Origin of the sequence: Methanobacterium formicicum DSM 3637 (assembly GCF_000302455.1) — an archaeon.
GTDB lineage: Archaea > Methanobacteriota > Methanobacteria > Methanobacteriales > Methanobacteriaceae > Methanobacterium > Methanobacterium formicicum_A.
On record NZ_AMPO01000008.1, the window covers coordinates 70,001 to 88,156 of the forward strand.

The 18,156-nt window shown below is 38.3% G+C and carries 19 protein-coding genes (1 of these 19 running past the window's edge); 8 read left to right on the forward strand and 11 right to left on the reverse strand.

Annotation, left to right across the window (positions count from 1 at the left end; translation table 11 throughout):
* The 4 genes from A994_RS09215 to A994_RS09230 all read left to right on the forward strand — a co-directional run.
* Positions 1-6 carry the 3' end of a class I SAM-dependent methyltransferase gene (locus tag A994_RS09215; protein ID WP_004031211.1) on the forward strand. The gene continues 729 nt to the left of window position 1, outside the view, so only the last 6 of its 735 coding nucleotides appear in the window; its start codon lies off the left edge, out of view; the stop codon is at positions 4-6.
* Positions 7-272: 266 nt separating this feature from the next.
* On the forward strand, positions 273-833 hold the full coding sequence (locus A994_RS09220) for a nitroreductase family protein (RefSeq protein ID WP_004031216.1): 561 nt from the start codon (positions 273-275) through the stop codon (positions 831-833).
* Between the two features lie 376 nt (positions 834-1,209).
* Positions 1,210-1,947, forward strand: a complete 738-nt coding sequence (locus A994_RS09225) for a response regulator (RefSeq protein WP_004031218.1) — start codon at positions 1,210-1,212, stop codon at positions 1,945-1,947.
* A 231-nt stretch (positions 1,948-2,178) separates the two neighbouring features.
* A complete protein-coding gene (locus A994_RS09230; protein ID WP_004031219.1) occupies positions 2,179-2,616 on the forward strand; it encodes a response regulator in 438 nt (145 codons plus the stop codon).
* Positions 2,617-2,748: 132 nt separating this feature from the next.
* Here A994_RS09230 and cofG read toward each other — a convergent pair whose 3' ends face one another.
* The 6 genes from cofG to A994_RS09260 all read right to left on the reverse strand — a co-directional run bounded on the left by cofG (position 2,749) and on the right by A994_RS09260 (position 8,671).
* The gene (gene cofG / locus A994_RS09235) at positions 2,749-3,828 is read right to left on the reverse strand and encodes a 7,8-didemethyl-8-hydroxy-5-deazariboflavin synthase subunit CofG (protein WP_004031220.1); all 1,080 of its coding nucleotides are present in this window, start codon (positions 3,826-3,828) and stop codon (positions 2,749-2,751) included.
* A 147-nt stretch (positions 3,829-3,975) separates the two neighbouring features.
* A complete protein-coding gene (locus A994_RS09240) occupies positions 3,976-4,413 on the reverse strand; it encodes a DUF2120 domain-containing protein (RefSeq protein ID WP_004031221.1) in 438 nt (145 codons plus the stop codon).
* Positions 4,414-5,364 carry a GTP cyclohydrolase MptA gene (mptA, locus tag A994_RS09245; protein ID WP_004031222.1) on the reverse strand — a complete coding sequence of 317 codons (951 nt, stop codon included), beginning with the start codon at positions 5,362-5,364 and terminating at the stop codon, positions 4,414-4,416. It lies immediately after the preceding gene.
* 527 nt (positions 5,365-5,891) lie between these two features.
* The gene (locus A994_RS09250; protein WP_004031224.1) at positions 5,892-6,569 is read right to left on the reverse strand and encodes a SepCysE family protein; all 678 of its coding nucleotides are present in this window, start codon (positions 6,567-6,569) and stop codon (positions 5,892-5,894) included.
* A gap of 237 nt (positions 6,570-6,806) precedes the next feature.
* On the reverse strand, positions 6,807-7,835 hold the full coding sequence (locus A994_RS09255; protein ID WP_004031225.1) for a histone deacetylase family protein: 1,029 nt from the start codon (positions 7,833-7,835) through the stop codon (positions 6,807-6,809).
* Positions 7,836-8,188: 353 nt separating this feature from the next.
* Positions 8,189-8,671 carry an Lrp/AsnC family transcriptional regulator gene (locus A994_RS09260; protein WP_004031226.1) on the reverse strand — a complete coding sequence of 161 codons (483 nt, stop codon included), beginning with the start codon at positions 8,669-8,671 and terminating at the stop codon, positions 8,189-8,191.
* A 128-nt stretch (positions 8,672-8,799) separates the two neighbouring features.
* Between A994_RS09260 and A994_RS09265 the strand changes: the two genes are divergently transcribed.
* On the forward strand, positions 8,800-9,018 hold the full coding sequence (locus A994_RS09265) for a hypothetical protein (protein WP_048204187.1): 219 nt from the start codon (positions 8,800-8,802) through the stop codon (positions 9,016-9,018).
* A 355-nt stretch (positions 9,019-9,373) separates the two neighbouring features.
* Here A994_RS09265 and A994_RS09270 read toward each other — a convergent pair whose 3' ends face one another.
* On the reverse strand, positions 9,374-9,922 hold the full coding sequence (locus tag A994_RS09270; RefSeq protein WP_004031228.1) for a helix-turn-helix domain-containing protein: 549 nt from the start codon (positions 9,920-9,922) through the stop codon (positions 9,374-9,376).
* A 157-nt stretch (positions 9,923-10,079) separates the two neighbouring features.
* On the opposite strand from A994_RS09270, the gene A994_RS09275 reads away from it, so the two are divergent.
* Positions 10,080-10,754 (forward strand): GltB/FmdC/FwdC-like GXGXG domain-containing protein, encoded by a 675-nt coding sequence (locus tag A994_RS09275; protein WP_004031229.1) that lies wholly within the window; start codon positions 10,080-10,082, stop codon positions 10,752-10,754.
* Complete coding sequence (locus A994_RS09280; protein WP_004031230.1) at positions 10,751-12,613, forward strand: glutamate synthase-related protein; 1,863 nt, start codon at positions 10,751-10,753, stop codon at positions 12,611-12,613. Before A994_RS09275 ends, A994_RS09280 begins: the two co-directional genes overlap by 4 nt.
* Before the next feature lie 185 nt (positions 12,614-12,798).
* Here the strand turns inward: A994_RS09280 and A994_RS09285 are convergent, their stop codons facing one another.
* The 3 genes from A994_RS09285 to A994_RS09295 all read right to left on the reverse strand — a co-directional run bounded on the left by A994_RS09285 (position 12,799) and on the right by A994_RS09295 (position 15,285).
* Positions 12,799-13,500, reverse strand: coding sequence for a DUF4013 domain-containing protein (locus tag A994_RS09285; protein WP_004031231.1), 702 nt, complete (start codon positions 13,498-13,500; stop codon positions 12,799-12,801).
* A gap of 199 nt (positions 13,501-13,699) precedes the next feature.
* Complete coding sequence (locus A994_RS09290) at positions 13,700-14,401, reverse strand: DUF4013 domain-containing protein (protein ID WP_004031233.1); 702 nt, start codon at positions 14,399-14,401, stop codon at positions 13,700-13,702.
* 179 nt (positions 14,402-14,580) lie between these two features.
* Positions 14,581-15,285, reverse strand: coding sequence for a DUF4013 domain-containing protein (locus A994_RS09295; protein WP_004031238.1), 705 nt, complete (start codon positions 15,283-15,285; stop codon positions 14,581-14,583).
* 551 nt (positions 15,286-15,836) lie between these two features.
* Between A994_RS09295 and A994_RS09300 the strand changes: the two genes are divergently transcribed.
* Entirely contained in the window at positions 15,837-16,529 is a 693-nt protein-coding gene (locus A994_RS09300) for a hypothetical protein (protein WP_048204188.1), read from the forward strand.
* Between the two features lie 283 nt (positions 16,530-16,812).
* On the opposite strand, the gene A994_RS09305 is transcribed toward A994_RS09300, so the two are convergent.
* Positions 16,813-17,988 carry a tRNA (guanine(10)-N(2))-dimethyltransferase gene (locus A994_RS09305; protein WP_004031240.1) on the reverse strand — a complete coding sequence of 392 codons (1,176 nt, stop codon included), beginning with the start codon at positions 17,986-17,988 and terminating at the stop codon, positions 16,813-16,815.
* Between the last annotated feature and the right edge of the window lie 168 nt (positions 17,989-18,156).

Consider the following 18,156-nt stretch of genomic DNA (forward strand, 5'->3'; position numbering starts at 1 on the left):
AATTAAGATTAGAATTTATAACAGTAATTTGATTTTTAGTGGTGATTAACAGGTTTATGGTGTTAATTAAGATTTTGAGGTGATGATTTAAGTATATGGTGGGACTTGTTTGAATATTAGCTTGAACTGGTTTCAATATGGTCTTAATCATTGGAATGTAGGTTTTACTGGTTTGAATATGGTCTTAATCATGGAATGTAGGTTTGCACGGATTGGAGTTATAGTTTTCATTGATTGGGGTAATTGTAGGGAGTTGGGGAGCTTTACAAATCATGAAGGTTAACTTAAAGAAAACAGGTGGGGTGATCAGTATGGAAGTTTTCCAGACCATAAGTCAAAGAAGAAGTATCAGACGATTTAAAAAGGAAGATATTGATGAATCTTTAGTTGAGAAAATTATTCAAGCTGGTGTTTGGGCACCTTCAGCAGGGAACCTGCAGAGCTGGGAATTGATCCTGGTTAAAAACCGTCGTACCAAAGAAAAACTTTCTGAAGCAGCATATATGCGTGACTTCATAGCTAAAGCGTCTTTAATAATGATTCCATGTATTAACCAGCGTGTTTCTGGCACTGTTTATGGTAACAGGGGAGTGGAACTTTACTCCATACAGGATGTTTCTTGTGCTATAGAAAATATGCTCCTCATGGCCCATGCACTCGGTATCGGAGCCTGCTGGGTTGGAGCCTTTGATGAACAGCAGGTAACAGATTTAATAGGCACACCATCTTATGTGCGGCCAGTAGCACTGGTCCCCATGGGTTATCCTGATGAAAAACCATATCCTCCTCCCCGGCGTGATGTAGCTGATTTTTTGCATTTTGAAGAATATTAAATTCTTCTTTTTTATTCTTCACTTCCATCTAAACTTCAATCTAAATCTAAACTTCATTTAAATGCATTCTTCTTTTTTAAAATTCAAGCAATATCATCGACTGGGTCTTAAATTATAAATAGGGTTAAGGAATATATTGGTAGCATCAAACAATATTGTCATTTGTTTTTAAGGATACTGGGGGTTAATCCCTACACATTCAATTACAAAGCTGATTCATTTCAGTTTACAAGTGATTAAACTTTTGTGGAGTAATAGAAGGGTTTTATAAATTAGGGGAGTTATTGGTGCTACTTTAATTGGTAAATTTCAAAAACGTAATATTTATAAACATAAATAATAGTATTCTGGTAATATTGGTAATGTGGGAGTAGTTATGTCACAACAGTCCAAGATTTTGGTGGTGGAGGATGAAGCCCTCACTGGAATGGAACTTCAGAAAAAACTGATTTTATGGGGTTACGATGTGGTAGATATTGTTTCTTCAGGGGAAGATGCAGTTAAAAAAGCATTAGAGCTGGAACCCGACCTTATTTTAATGGATATTCTACTCAAGGGTTGTATGAATGGAATAGATGCTGCTAGGATTATCCAAAAAAATAAGGAAATCCCAATTATTTATCTGACTGCTTACTGCAATTCTGAAACTTTCCAGGGTGCCAAGGTCACCCAACCCCAGGCCTACCTCATCAAACCCTTTGATGAAAACGAGCTGAAATTTGCCATTGAAATGGCTTTCTATGGTCATCAATCCAGGTTAAACCTTAAAAAAAGTGAAGCACACTACCGGATTTTAACCGAAAGTTCTCAAGACATGATTTTCATCATAAATAAGGAATTACTGGTGGATTATGTTAATGAAGCTTCACTGAAACATTTGAAACTCACCAAAGATCAAATTATTGGCAAACCAGTACAAAATATTTTTTCAAAACAGGTTTTTGACATGCAAATGAAGTCATTGCAGGATATATTCCGCACTGGAAATTCCATACGTACTAAAAACCATTTCATCTTTCCTGACTGTGAATTATACTTAGATACCCGTTTAAAACCCTTAAAAACTGACAATGGTGAAATATATGCGGTTATGGGAGTTTCAAGGGAGCTATAAAAAAATCAGTTCTAAGAACGTCAGATTAAGTTCTGATTAAGGGAAATAACTAATATTTGAGGTTAAAGTAGGGATAAATCCTGTTTGGTTCTTCAATCTCAGAATGATAAAACTTTGTTACCACTTAACTTGCAATGATTTTTAGGTTTCCATACCTAATTTGTTGTTTTTAGTAAATTTCACATAATTCAAATTACATAACTTGGAAATACTAATAATGGAGGCTCTTAATTGAATTTAGATGAATTAGATATTCTTTTGGTGGAAGATAATCCCACTGATGCCGAACTGACCATGCGAGCTTTGAAGCGGAAAAATTTAGCGAACAAGCTGGTCTGGGTTAAAAATGGGGAAGAAGCCCTTAATTTCATTCACGCTCAAGGCCAGTATCAAGATAGGGATCCTGAAGACTTACCCCATTTGATACTCCTGGATTTGCGCATGCCCAAAGTGGACGGTCTAGAAGTCTTAAAAGAATTAAAGGCCAGTGAACATACTAAAAGAATACCAGTGGTGGTTTTGACCTCTTCACAGCAAGATAGGGATGTGGTGGAAAGTTACAAGTTAGGGGTCAATAGTTACGTGAGTAAACCAGTAGAATTTGATGAATTCATAGATGCAGTTTCAACCCTTGGATTGTACTGGATGTTGATAAATAAACATCCCTGATGTGAATAAGTAGTGAATGAATAATCAAGGGTAAACAGCGGGGATAATTCACTGGATGATCCCCTTATTTTTGTAAGCAGGTAAACTTTGGATTTGTAAGCAAGTAGACTTTGGAAATATTGCAGATTAATATTACAAATTAGACTTTCCTACTTTTTCATGTACTTGGCTGCTTAAGAATTCTTTTGTGAGGTATTTAGGGTACACTGGCAGCCTTTCTTCCAATTGAAATCCCAGTTCTTGTGTTAATTTCTTTAGCTCATCTAGCTCTGGCCATGGTGCTTCTGGATTCACGTAGTCCTTGGTGATGGGTGAAACTCCTCCCCAGTCATCTGCTCCTGCCAAAAGAAACATCCCAGCAGTATCCCGGTTGAGGTTAGGTGGGACCTGCACCCCACAATCTGGGAAAAGCAGGCTGGTAACTGCCACCATTCGTATCATGTCCAAGAGTGAAGGTTCACTTTCAAATTCCATTTCAATCCCTGGTTTGGGTTTGAAATTCTGGATAATGATCTCCTGAATATGACCATATTTATCCTGAATTCTCCTGATCTCCAGGAGCGAATCTACTCTTTCTTCCACAGTCTCTCCAATACCAATTAAAAGTCCGGTTGTAAATGGTATCTTCAATTTTCCCGCATTTTCAATGGTTTCAATTCTTAACTTGGGATCTTTACCAGGGCTCTTCCTGTGGGCAGGGCTTTCCATTAATCTACTGCTCGTAGTTTCCAGCATCAGCCCCATGGATGCGTTTACTTCCCTTAACATCTTAAGCTCATCTTTTTGGAGTATACCCGAGTTACTGTGGGGTAAAAGACTGGTTTCATTAAGCGTCCGCTCACAGAGGTGATATAAGTATTCCAACATCCCATCAAATCCCAGTTTTTCCAGAGCATCGTGGACCTGGGGTGTGGCATCGGCCTGTTCTCCAAAGGTGAAAAGAGCTTCCCTGCAACTGTACTGGTCTGCTTCATGAATGGTCTGCATGACCTTGTGGGGTGGTAGGATTAGGGTGGCGTCTGGATCTCCTGGTTCTCGGCGAAAAGTACAGTATCCACAATCATTTCGACAGATATTGGTTAATGGTAAAAAAACGTTCTTAGAATAAGTTATTTTGTCGTTCTGCCGGATTGAATTAGCCTGCATCATCAACTGCAGAACACCATCACCCTGTACTTTTAGTAAAGAAATCAGCTGGTCTCGGGATAACATTTTCATCTTCTTTGTTATCTATTCTGGGATTTGTCCCTTTATTTTTTAAATTCAGTTCAATAAAAGATTCTCAAAAAGAAATGGGTTTTTCCTTCAGGGTTTTTCCTTCAGGGTTTTTATCCTGAAGGTTTTATCCTTTTAAAGGGGTTACCCTTCCAGGGCTGAAACCACCAGTTCCACAAATAAGGGGCCTATACCACTTTTGTCTTTCCAAAGGACTATGAAGATGGCAATATCATCTGCAAGGCCCATACCATAATCTGCGTGGCAGTTCATGTTTTCAAAGGATTCTTTAAGACGATATATTCCGTATATATCGGTTTCTCCCTGGATCTGAACCTGGGAACGGATCTGTTCATCTATTATGGAGATGATATTTGCGGTTTCATCAGAGAACATATCCAGCTCTCGAGCTTCCATATCCTTTAGTATCTGGGAGATGGTGGAACCCAGTTCTTCAGGTTTGATCTTTTGGCGCGATTTTCCTCTGACTATCAATAATTCGGAGCTGTCCATGGCTGCTTTGGAGCCTTCAAATGCTTCTAGTTGGCCCATGATCTGTCCGGCAATGTTACGTGTGTTCAATTAGTTTCCTCCACCATTTTTAATTTCTGCTTTAAGTTCACCCATAGTGGCTACTTTTTCTGCGAATGCATTGTGACGGTGAATACTCTCCTCGTTAACCTGTTGAACAGTGATAAGAGTGTCATCGGGTAGGTGGGAGAATTCTTTCACTATCTTATGTATCATATGCCGTACGCAGTCTTCAACGAACATGGGATGTTCATGTGCATTAACCACTACTGCATGCTCATCGGGTCTTTTCAAGAGTTCACAGACATAGGAGCTCATGGAGTCTTCAATTATCTTGATAATATCTTCACCCCTGATTGTCTGCTGGGCGGGTACTTCAATCATGATACTTCCCCTACCCCTTTGATTGTGGGATGCGAAGGTGACAGTTTCCAGAACTTTTTCGGTGGTTTCTTCATCTAAAAATTTCAGGAGCTTCTGTTTAGAGCTTTCCTTCACAGTTTCCTGGGCGCAGGGACATACAGTCATCCCCACTACTTCTGCTCCGATCATCTTCCGAATGACCACTCCTTCCTCGGTGCGGTAACCAATGGCATCCGCCATTATATTAACCATTTCCTGGGTTTTGTGTTGGGTCACCGGTGACTTCTTCATGATCATGAAGTCACTCTTCATACTGACCTCGGCCCGTTTGGCGTATTTGTGCTTTTCAAGCAGTAAACTCACTATCTCAGCACATAACGACTCTACTTCCATTGCATTGTCTTCTACAGCTTCCTCTAAGACATGGCTAATGGCTTCTGGGTTGCGTGACATGTGGATGCCTCTTTGAGTACTGGGCAGATCCACAAAGGCATCGAAAGTTGGTAAAAGAACAATAGGCCTTTTACCATCCCTTTCGATCTTTAAGAGTTTTTTAACCCCTTTCACCCCTACTCTGGTGAGGTGTACGGGGATGGTAGGTAACTTTTCCTGGGTATCCGGTAAACACGGTGGTTCCAATTTTTTCACCCCTTGAGTTCTCAATTACTCATAAATTAACTAAAAAACATAAAAAGCAACTAAGTTGTTTCTCATTTTTTTGATGAATTAATTACATTGCTAGGTTTCATAGCACTGGTTTTTTATCCATTTAATATGGGAATTATTTTTTTAAGGAATTGGCTGGTTATTGAATTTTTTTTATTTAATTTTGATTGAATTTTTGTTATATAACTGAAAATTTTATTACAAATTATACTCAGTCTATTTCTGTTATAAATTAGGGGATATAAAAAGAGTTATGTTTTCTTGATTGTTTCATAAATTTTCGCAGTGTTGAAATGATTTTAGTTTCCAATATTTTTCCCATTTTATTTTTTCCCATTTTATTTTATTCTCCTTCAGTTTTCTCCATATAATCATTTTTTTGTACTCAATTTTCATAATTTCTCATTTATTCCAAAAATAGGATTACATGTTGGGATTAGAGGGGTTGGGATTACTGAGATTAAGATTACTAAAAAAAAGAGGGAATAAAAAATTGTTAATCATAGTTCTAGAGTCTTTTTGAATTCAATGGCATCTATGTCTTTTAAACTATCCCTCATCATGACCTTGGCACCATAAATATCTTCAGCTCTTTTTGCCAGGATTTCTCCGGGTTTGTCATTTTCAACCACCACCAGGATTTCCTGCACATTAAACTGTTCCATTTTACGGTTAATATCATTTTTTACATGGGATATTTTCTTTTTAATGGGTTCAAGTGCCGTTTCAGGAATTTTAGGATTGAGAATGCGCATATCATCAGCTTCCAAGGGCACTCCTGCCACAACAATCCGTAATGGTTCAACTCCCCATCTGGTTAATATTTTTTTGAAGTTTCCCTTACTGGTGAGGAGGATGAATCTTTCTGAAAGTCTTTTAACTTCTTCTTCCACATTTTCTTTTTCCAAGACACCGAAATCTGCCAAAATATCGTCAATTCTATTCCTGATGTTTATTAATTGGTTGCAGAATTCTTCAGCATCTTCCTGAAGTAGCCTGTGGCTGGGTCTGCTGGAGTAAATGAATTCTTCGGTTTTTATAATGTTATCTAAAATCTCAGCATAGGTAACTGAATCAACAATGCCCTCTTGGGGAGTTTTTAGTTTTTCAGTACTTTTTTGGGATTGGCCCGCTTCTTTTAGAAGTGTTTGGGCCTGTTTGAACCTGATTTTATCCATTGGTATCTCCTCAAAATGTGATTACATGATACTTATAAATTACAAAGTTAAGTTTGTTTGATTTAAATTTCTTTGAGTTAACTTCTGAGTTAGCTTCTTTTTGAGTTATTTTGCAGTGTTTTGTTTTAAAATTACATTTTATTGGGGTAAATCTTAAATTTGCAGGTTATGAGGGTTATTTAATTCGTAACTACATGGGGATGATTAATTTTTGATTGATTTAATTTTATGGTGATTTTAGAATGTGAAAAATGGTGAAAATGTATCTTGAATTCGTTTAAAAATTTTTTTGGTTTCATCTTTCACCACCAGTTTTCCAGACGGTCGCCACTGGTCTTCATGGGTACTCTTGTCCTTCAACACTTTTATCATTTTCAGGTTTGAACGGGCCATGGCATCTTGACTGTAACCCCCTTCCAGGATCAGCACCATCTTTGGAGTTATCTCCTGCATATGAGATGTAATCCATGGATAAAAATCATCATCCAACTGGAGACTGGAGAGAGGGTCGTCCTGGTGCCCGTCAAAACCAACATCCAGAAAGTAGAAGTCTGCCTGGAATTTCCTGCAAGCTGGTTCTAAGATTTTTTCTAAAATGTAAATATAATCAGAAGTTCCAGAACCAGGAGGTAGGGGGATGTTAAGATTAAAACCTTCCCCCATTCTGCTACCAGTTTCTTCAATAAATCCTTTTCCTGGGAAAATAGTGCGAGGGTCCTGGTGTATGGATATGTAGAGGACTTGGGGATCATTGTAGAATATTTCAGCTGTTCCATTCCCGTAATGAGCGTCAAAATCCACTATCACGAATTTTCGCAAGCCATGGGTTTTGCGCATGTACTCCAGGGCCACTGCAAGATTGTTTATTAGACAGAAACCCAGGGCACTATCTGCTGTGGCGTGGTGGCCAGGGGGTCGTGCCATGGAGTAAGCAAAATCAGACTGGTCGAAAACAAGTTGCGAAGCTGTAATTGCACCACCTGCTGCTAGTTTTGCAATTTGATAGCTTTCAGGGGAAGCGAAGGTGTCAAAGTCCAGGTAACCCCCACCACTTTTTGTAAATTTTTGCAAATGATTTAAATAGTGTTTAGTGTGCACCCGCAGGAGGTCCTCATCACTGGCAGGGACGGGCAGGTGGATATCTAATTTTTCCGCTTCGCCCTGTTCTATGAGATATTTCATCATAACTTCCAGTCTTTCCTGATTCTCAGGATGGTGTCCAGTTTGATGCCGTGCGTATTCTGGGGAGTAAACCAGGGAAATCACACAAAACGCCTCTAAGGAATTTTCCGGGGATGATTTTTACTGAATAATCATTTTTTGTATTTAATAATTAATTTTAGTGAATATAGATTTATTTAGTGAATATTCAATTTTAGTTATTTAGTGAATATTCAATTTTAGTTAACTTTTATCAAGTAATCAAGTATGACGCGAATATTCATTAAATGAAGTGAATATTCACGTGATTAATATCATCCCCTCAATGATTAAATTCCTGCATTTGCATTAGATTTATAATAATTAAAGGGATTAAACCTTCTGAATTAACCTAAGTGAGTGGGGGTAGTTAATTCATAAATTAAGAATATAATGGTTACAAATATGTTTTTATCTTTTTACAACATTTTACTTGAACTTAGGTCTTCTTTTACAATGTTAAGCACAGTTTGGGTGTAGGTCCTCTGCACATCTGGTTCCTTGAGTAAACCTTTTATAAATTGGTCTAGTTCACTGGTGTCCTTGAATCTGGCAACCAGTATGGCATCAAACTCTCCGGTAACATCATACATGCAGAGAACGTTTTTATGGTATGCGGTTTTGTCCTCCCAGTTTTCAAGTACTCCTCCTTTTACTCGTACTCCAATGATGGTGGTGAGGTTGTAACCCAGTTTGCTGTGATCAATCACCGGTGTGAATTTCTGGATAACTCCATTTTTAGTGAGTTTTTCCATGCGATTGTGGACAGTCCCTATGGAAACATCAAGACGCTTTGCTATTTTCCTGTAAGACATTCTTCCGTCGCTATTGAATAAATTGATGATTTCTCGGTCTACATCATCTATTTCCACAAGTTCATTTATTTTTTCATCTTCTTTCATCGTATTCACCGTTCATATGAACATTGTTTATATTTTTTTAATTTAATAGGTAGTTAATTACACATTTTTCATATATCAATGCAAATAATTTAAATACAAGTTTGTACAATTTATTATTAGGTGATCAAATGTCTTTGTCGGAAGAAACCATAAAAATGAGGTATATTGCACTGGTGAAGAAGGGAATGATTGATGATGAGGAATGCAGGTCTTATGCCAAAAAGATGGATTTTGAGCCTTGTATGGTGAAGAAGGTTCAAAAATTTGAAGACTATTTCGTGCCGGGCACTGTGCTTTTAAGTGATAAGGCAAGTTACAAGTTGAGAATTGAGTATCCAATGGAATAAAAATCAAATCATCTTTTTTGGTTAAGGACATGTTAACTCCACAATCATCTTAAACTTCGCTTAAAAATTAACCTTCACTGTTAAAATTATATTCTTCATTATATTTATTTTATTTTTATATTATTTTTTGTTGTTTTCCACTTTATTTAAATCATTGTTCAACCGAGTGGCTGATCAGTGATTGAAAGTACTATTCTAAACTAAATAAGTCCAATAAACTTCAAATTTCTATAAACTTCAACTTTAATCCCTTTATCATTGGGGTATAATGAAAATTCAGATTTTATAGTTTAGATATTATTGTTTATAATATAATTGGTGATTACATGTGTTGATAATGATGGAAAATATGATTTTAAGTCATTGCCAGCACCCCTGCATCAGTTATACCGTATTTTTCCATTGAATGAGATCTTTTAACCATTCCTGCTTCTATAAGTCCGTTAAGGTGTTTGTAAACCATTGCTCGAGATATTCCCACTTCTTTACCAATTTCCACAGCAGTAAAGTCGTTAAGGGTGAGCATTTTCATTATTTTAAGACGGGTCTTGGATATCTTCAGCTCGAAAGGTGGAAGCTGAACCACCTTCTCTCCAAAACAGGTGAAAATTCCAGCCACTTCCTCCTTATTTGCTGCAAAATTCAAAAGAGGACCTATATCTCCTGAACCATAGGCAACATAAACATCCCCATGTATTTTGGCCCCTCTAATAATCTCCATAATCCTATTCAATGCATCCTGGGGGTCTTCTGTATCTATTCGAATTTCACCCCCCTTTAGAAAAGAGTCCAATTCTGTTTTGCGATGTTTACCATAATGTAATACAATTAATCCGTCCGGTTGGGTTTTCATAGACACATTAAAAAGACACTGCCCTCTTAAATTGGTAACTAGGGTTTTCATTTAAATCACCTTCACTAAAATACTCACTTCACTAAAACCATTGTCTCATTTTATTATATAACAGTATACCTTGAAAGTTATACGAAGGGTAAAGTTTATAGTTCATCGTGATTTAGTACCCTCAAAGAGATTACATGGGGGAATTTGAACGAGTACAATGGATACTATAAAATCAGAAAACTATACCACCCGTCAGTTGAACACGGAGATTAAAAAGGCGATATCTGAGGATAAAAATAATTTGGTACTGGAAAATCCCGGTAAACTGGACTCTATTGCAGTGGGTCTGGGTTCCGGGGTAGAAGTCACCCTGAAGGGAAATGCTGGAGATTTTGTAGCAGCACTGAATAACGGGGCATCTATAGAAATACAGGGCAATGTTGGTCGCTACGTAGGAGATAACATGACCTCCGGTGAGATCATTGTACACGGTTCTGCTGAAGATGGGGTTGGATTCGGAACCTACAATGGTACCATAGTTGTTTATGGGGATGCTGGTGATGCAGTGGGTCAGCTTAACAAAGGAGGAATTCTGGTAATAAATGGTAATATGGGCAAACTCGCTGGACTTTACATGCTCAGTGGGGATATAATTGTTACTGGAGATGCGGGGGAAGACACTGGGGACTGGATGATAGGTGGAAACATATACGTGGCTGGAAAGTACCAAACCGGTACAAATGCAGCTGTCACTGAAATAACTGCCTCTGATAAGGATAAATTATCATCAATCTTCCAAAAGTACAATATAGATGCCCAGGCACAGGATTTCGTTAAGATTGGGCCTGAAGAGTTAAGACCATTTTATGGTAAAGAGGAGGTATCCCAATGAAACAGATACTCCTAACTGATCCTGAAAAGTGCGATGGATGTAATGACTGTATTGAAGCCTGTGTATCAGTAAATGATGAAAGTGGTATCTTCCTGCATAAAATGACTGAAGGTTACCAGACCATTGTCTGCCAGCAGTGCATAAACCCCTCCTGCCTCAAGGGTTGCTTTAGAGATGCAATCTACCGTGAAGGGGACGTGGTTAAAATCAACCAGGACCTCTGCGTGGGCTGCCGCCTGTGTATGCTGATGTGCCCCATTGGAAGTATCACCCACACCGATGATGAGATGCTCAAATGCGAACAACAGTGCATGCAGTCACCAGATGACGTACCCGCCTGTGTGAAAGCATGTAAAGAAGGCTGCCTGAGTGTAGTGGATATTAAGGAATTCGCCACCGGTCTGCAGCAGAACTTTGAAATGAATAACACCATGGGATCAAAATCAAAACGGCCTTTATCTCCATCAGGGGAACTGGCAGTGTCCACTGAAGGATTATGTGTCTTCTGCGGTACCTGTGAAATTGTCTGCCCCACCGATGCCATTGAAATCGTGGACAGTCACGCGGAAATAGATAAAAGTCGCTGTATAATGTGTGGATCCTGTACAGCAGCATGTCCAGTGTTGATACCAACTGGGGCCGGGAGTATATGGGACCCTAGAACCATCGCGGACATACGTTACACCTCCAAGGCAGGTAAATACGTTCTCAGGGGTTTTGGTACAGAAAGACAATTACCTAGCCTGGATGATATTATAATATTGCCTGGTCAGGCTTCAGTATCTCCAGTGGACAAGTACAGGGAAGCATGTAACACCAAGGTTGTCCTGGGAGCTAGACACGCTGAAAATCCGCTGCAACTGGAAACACCAGTTCTCATTGCAGGAATGTCATTCGGGGCCCTTTCAGAGGAATGTAAACTGGCAATGGCCAAAGGTACCTCCCTGGTAGGATCATGCGCTAACACCGGTGAGGGGGGAATGTTACCCTTAGAAAGGGAGTACGCAGATAAACTGATGGTACAGTACTCTTCTGGTCGTTTCGGGGTTTCTGCGTACTATCTCAATGTGGGGGATGCAATCGAGGTTAAAATTGGTCAGGGAGCAAAACCTGGAATGGGGGGACACCTTTTAGCCGAGAAAGTGAGCCCTAAAGTGGCTGAAATTAGGGGAATACCCTTAGGAACGGATGCACTCAGTCCAGCCCGATTCCTGGATGCTACCCAGCCAGGAGACCTGGATAAACACATAGAACTCATCCGTGAGGTCACTGACTGGCAGGTACCAATAGTGGTTAAATTGGGACCCGGAAGGGTGAAGGATGATGTCCAACTGGTGGCAGAAGCCGGTGCTGATGTGATATCTGTGGATGGGATGGAAGGAGGTACCGGTGCTGCACCAGAAGTGGTTATCGAACACACGGGAATCCCCACCCTGGCAGCACTCATGGAAGCAGTTAAAGGGCTGGAAGAAATTGGAATGAAGGACACTGTGGATCTCATCATCACCGGAGGAATCAGAAGCGGGGCAGACGTGGCCAAATCCATGGCCCTGGGTGCTGATGCAGTGTACATTGGAACCGGTGCCATGATCGCAATGGGATGCAGAGCCTGCCGTATGTGTTACACTGGTAAATGTCCGGTGGGGGTTGCCACACAAGATCCCTTACTACGCGAACGGCTGGATGTGGATCTGGCTGCCATGCGAGTGGCTAACTACATTAAATCCATGACTGAGGAAACTAAGATGCTGGCCCAGCTTGCTGGGCACGATGATATTCGCAAATTCTCACCAGATGACCTGCGAGCATTAAACAGTGACACTGCAAAGATAACTGGGCTACGGCTCACTGGATTGTGACTAGTCAAAATGAGTTCCCTTAAGATATGAACTATCTTTAAGGGATTTTTTTTTAATAATTCTCTTTGTTTTAATTTTATATTTTAAAAATAGTATATTCTTGACTAAAATTGGTCATATACTAAAATTGGTCATATAAATCTGCTTAATTTTAAAAATAAAAAAAAGAAATAAGGGATTTTTATTTATTCTACAGTTTCGCCTTCTAAACTGGATGCGACCATCAGTGCAATTGCTCTGTACATGAACATCATGATGTAAGGCATTATTACCAGTGGTAATAGTATGAATCCAATCAGGATGAAGAGGGTCAACCATCCTATGGCGTATCCTATTCCAGCTATTATCCAGATTACTATGAGGGTGATGATGTATTTGCCCCAGCCAATTCTGGATATATGTTCTAATATTTCGCTGAATCTGAATGCTGCTCCTAGGTCTCCATCGTAGTATGCCATGTTGGCGATGGCCATTAGTTCAAACAGTGAAATGATAAATCCTACTATTGCGATTACTATCCACAGTATAGCCATCATCCCGTAAGCTGCGCTTGAAACAGCAGCGAAATCTGTGTAACTGGCAGTAGTAACCATGCCCAGGGTTATGAAATACATAATTCCATAAATTATCAATAGGGGAATGGAATAAATAATACCTACAACAAAGATTTTTAGACCATCAACGAACATTTCCCCAATTTCATCGAATTCCGGGAGCTCGTCAATACCGGCTAAGGTTGCTTTTATTATTCTGAACAAATAGCCCATGACTAAAAATATAGGAACAATCAAAATCGAAGCAATGCATATTACACCCAATATCAGTACTTTTCCCCAGTTAGAGGAAGGATACTTAATTGAGTCGGATACAATTTCTCCTATGTCCATTTTTTTAACCTCCAATTAACTTTTTAACATTTTAATTTATGGAAGTCATTTTATAAAAAAGTTCATTTTTAAGAGGTATTTTGCTTGATTAATGGGTTTTTAAAAAAGATCAGTTCATTAAGATTAATTTAGAAATCATTTTTTTTTAAAAAATAAAATTTATGAAAAAAAATAAAAGAGGTTTATATTTTCAGGTTGTTTATTCAACAGATTCCATTTGCACACTGGAGCCGAAGAGTAAAGCCAGAGATCTTGCTGAAAACATATACAAGTATGGGGAAACAACTAAAAGGGCAATGATGGTTCCTAAGATTGGGATCACGTTCAGGATACCGGCAATGACTCCACCGATCATACCGATGATTATCATCACAATGTACCATACTATGTATTTGCCCCATCCGATCATGGCTATTTCCTCGAGGATTTCACTGAATCGGAATGCTGCTCCAAATTCACCATTATTTAGAGCCATGTTAGCAATGGCAATGGATGCAATTAATCCTAAGATTATTGCTAAGATAATTCCAATAATGGCTGTTCCGCCCAGGAGTCCAAAGACTAAACCTGGATTGGCAAGGTTGCCTGCGTCAGTTACAGCTATAGATGCGATTGAAGCCCATACTCCAATTAATATTATTATCGCTGGGATCAAGAAATATACAAACTGTACAACAAATATTTTCAAACCGTCTATTAACATCTCTCCCCATTCATCAAAGTCAGGGAGTTCGTCAAAACCTGCTATGGAACCTTTTAAAATTCTGAAAAAGTATCCCATTACCAGGAAGGCTGGAATTATTAAGAAACTTATAAGGAATAGAATTCCTAATATTAGTACTTTTTTCCAGTCCTGAGACGGGTAACTAAGGGAATCAGATATAATTTCTCCAATATCCATGTTTAATACCTCCATTTTTAGGTATTTATTATTTATATCTGTTTTCTTATAAAAAGATGATACGTTATTTTCACCATATAAGTAATAAAAATCCTAAAAAGTGAATAAATTATGGTGCACTTAAAAAGTGGTTAAACTTTTTCAATAAGTTTTCAACCTCAAAACGAAAGAAAATCGCTTCATTGAGTTTCCAGCCCAGAAACAAATAAAAGCCCCAGTGCTCTGGAGTACAGGAGGTAAAGGTAAGGGTAGATGATTAATATAATCAAAACCCATCCTAAAATCGGTATAAATCCAAGAACTCCTGCTATTGCACTCATTATCATTCCCAGTATGATCATCATTATGTACCAGATTATGTAGTCTACCCATCCAATGGCATTGATGGTGTACAGTATTTCCCTGAATCGGAATGCAGCCCTTATTTCACTGTTATAATAAGCCATATTTGCTATTCCAATTGTGAAAAATATTCCAAAGATAACAGCCAAAATCAATCCTAACACCAGCAATCCGCCCATTAAACCGAAGGCACTGAAAGCAGTGGCGGGCATTAAGTCATTTCCAGAAGCTCCTAAAGTTACCAATGAACCGATAGAAGCCCATATGCTCAGGAATATAAAGAGGAAGGGGATGATAAAGTAGGCCAGTTCCACCACAAAGATTTTAAGACCATCGGTGAACATTTCTCCCCATTCATCGAATTCAGGAAGCTGGTCAACCCCTGCAACCGACCACTTCAAAGCTCTGAAAACATATCCCATAGCTAAAAAAGCAGGAATAATTAAAAAACTGGTTAAAATTAATATTCCCAGTATTATGACCTTCTGCCAGTTCTGTATGGGATATTTCATTGCATCTGAAGTTAAATATCCTATATCCATACAATTTCCCCCTTACCATAATTCTGGAAAAATTGATTAAATATTATATTAATCAAGCTTTTTTCCACCATTTCATTCCATTACCGAGAGTGATATTATAATTAATGTTTTCAGGGACTAAAAATAGTTTATTATCAATAGTTTATTATCCTCTCACAAAATATCCAGGATTAGGAAAAATAATTAATGGGATTTGAGGGTAATTATCCTTATCCCATTTAAATGGTCTCTTTTGTGCTTGGAAGACTATTTTTAGAATGGCAAACAACAAATCTTTAAAGCTAATAATGATTATAACGATTAGAAAAATAGGGTAAACTCCTTTAACTTTACATTACAATATCCTTAATAACATTAGTATAGTCTTATCTACTATAGTCTCCTTAACTTACCGTGATTATAGAATTCAAGATTTAAAAAAATCTAATTAAGCCTTATCTTTGAATGACATAGATAAATGGAAATGTTATAATCAATGATACAATATACTATCTCTTGATAATTTATTTACCTGTAATGACTCTAGCTCAACGACATTTTATGGTGACGCAATGAAATGGCAAGTTATTCTCTTAATTGTTCTGACAATATTTGGAGGTTATCTTGTTATTTCGTCTATGATGGGTCCTTATGAGCCGGTGGGAAGATTGGGTTTTGTTAAACTGGCTAACCCTGACATGTATCCTGGTCATCCTCATTCTAAACTTTTAGCAGAATATGCAACTGAAAGAGGCTCTAAATGTGCCTTGGTTGTTCATTTTGCAGGGGATTCCAACTATCGCCACTATATGGAGGGTGATGTGTTGATAATAGAAATGGCCTTTATTGACACCAATGGTACTGGTGCTGAGGGGCCAACCAATTATATGGATTCACTTAAACTGGCCATCTTCGGAGTTCCGGATGGCAGATATAAATTCAAGGCTGATGGATTAACATTTAACAACTGGAATGATGCTAATAAATATATTCTGAAGTTAGCGGCTCAAAATGGGCAGAAAGGACCTATCCCCATGGTCTGGCATGGAACTGCAAGATCTGGCAATCCAATATTTTCGCAGGGGTGTGGTTTACCACTTTATTTCTACATCACTTGGAAAGAGTACGGTCAGTTCGCAGCTTACTACTATGTCTTAAAGGGAATGTTAACCCCCTATTTGAGTTTACCTTATCGGGCCTATGAACTCCAACACGCCTCTGAACTGCAGTATTACTATACTCATGACATGTTGAACTATCAATGAAATTAAAGGTTGATAATTCTAACATTAGGATTTATATCCTTAAAGCAGGGTTTTTATCGTTAAAGCAGGGTTTTTATCCTTAAAGCAGGGTTTTTATTCTTTAAAATAGAAATAAATTATTAAAAGGGAGATTTATCCTTAAAAAAGGGATTTTTAAAATGAGATTTTTATATTTTTTTGTTAATTAGGGATGATTGTAACTTATATCATTACACAATAAACTTCCTACTTCTGATTAATTTTTTAGATTATTGTTCAAAAAAAGTAGTTTAAGTTACTCCTATCACTGATTATTTAAGTTATTAATTCGATTATTTAGGTTATTAATGGCATTTTCGATTATAGATAAAGGAGCATTAGTTTTTAAACCATTGGGGTTGAAATGGGTTCTGGTAACCATGTAACCTTCTTCTTTAATGAGATTCATAACTCCTTCCATTGAGGGGGCACTAATCTTTAACTTTCGGCAAATAGCATGAACATCGTAGAACGTGGGGGGAGCACCTGACTCTGCGAGACATTTTTCCAGGAGTTTGGTAACTTCATTTTTTCGATTAATTTCCATATCCGGTACCATATCTAGCATTCGGCTTAAAAAGTCTGAATTTTGTATCTCTCCGCACCAGAGTGGACCGGCAACATTCCAAACCTCTCCACAATCTGGACAGTTTAAGGATATTCGGGGGGATATGCCCTTAAATACTTGTCTATTAAGGCATTTGGGGCAGTATGCTATGTGTCCTAGGTTTTCAAGGGATTCATCTGTATTTTTAGCTCCTTTACCCACCAGGGCGTACAGGCGCATGTAATGTTCGGTGCTGTGGGAGAACTGGAACTCCAGATACTTTTTATATTTGGAGAATGTGCGGGAGAGGAAACCTGCCAGGATCCTGAGACCTGTTTCATGGCAGTATTCATTTCTAAGAGGTTTAGCTCCATATTTGCGTATGCATGGTTTCCGGTAGGTGCCACAAAGAGCGGAAGTGTCGGTGGCAGTGATGCAGATCATCCCATCTGCCCTGATACTGGCAGCAGCTGACTCAACATAGGGTGCAGGAGTTCCAAATGGATCGATATCCACAACATCAAATCTGCCTTTACATTTGCGAAGAATTAGATTAGCATCCTCCCGGCAGGCTTTTACATTATTCAACCCATTATTTTTAATATTTTCATTGGCAAGTTCAACCGCCAGGGGGTTTAAATCATTCACCACTGCCAGAGAAACACCTTCTATTTCCTTAGCGTAGCGTATCCCCCTTATCCCACTACCTCCAAAGGCATCACAGATGGTGATATCCTCCTCTTTCTGCTTACGGTAAGTGGTTAAAGCGGTCACCGAAAGGTCCCGGTTAAGTTCCATAACTGGATTGAAAAAAACAGGTGCTTTAGCGGTTACTTTCTCAAACTGTGGGATTTTAATCCTTACCTGACCTTCCTGTACCTGTAAATATTCCATTTTGTAACCTCAAAATTGTAATCAGTTGTATTCATGAAGTTCTTAATTATTTTAAAATCTTAAAATATTTTAAATCCTAATATATTTTTTTAATTTTAGGGGTTTATTTTTAATCCTTATTTGATTTTTTTAATTTTTGGAGTGTATTTTTAATCCATACTTACAGTT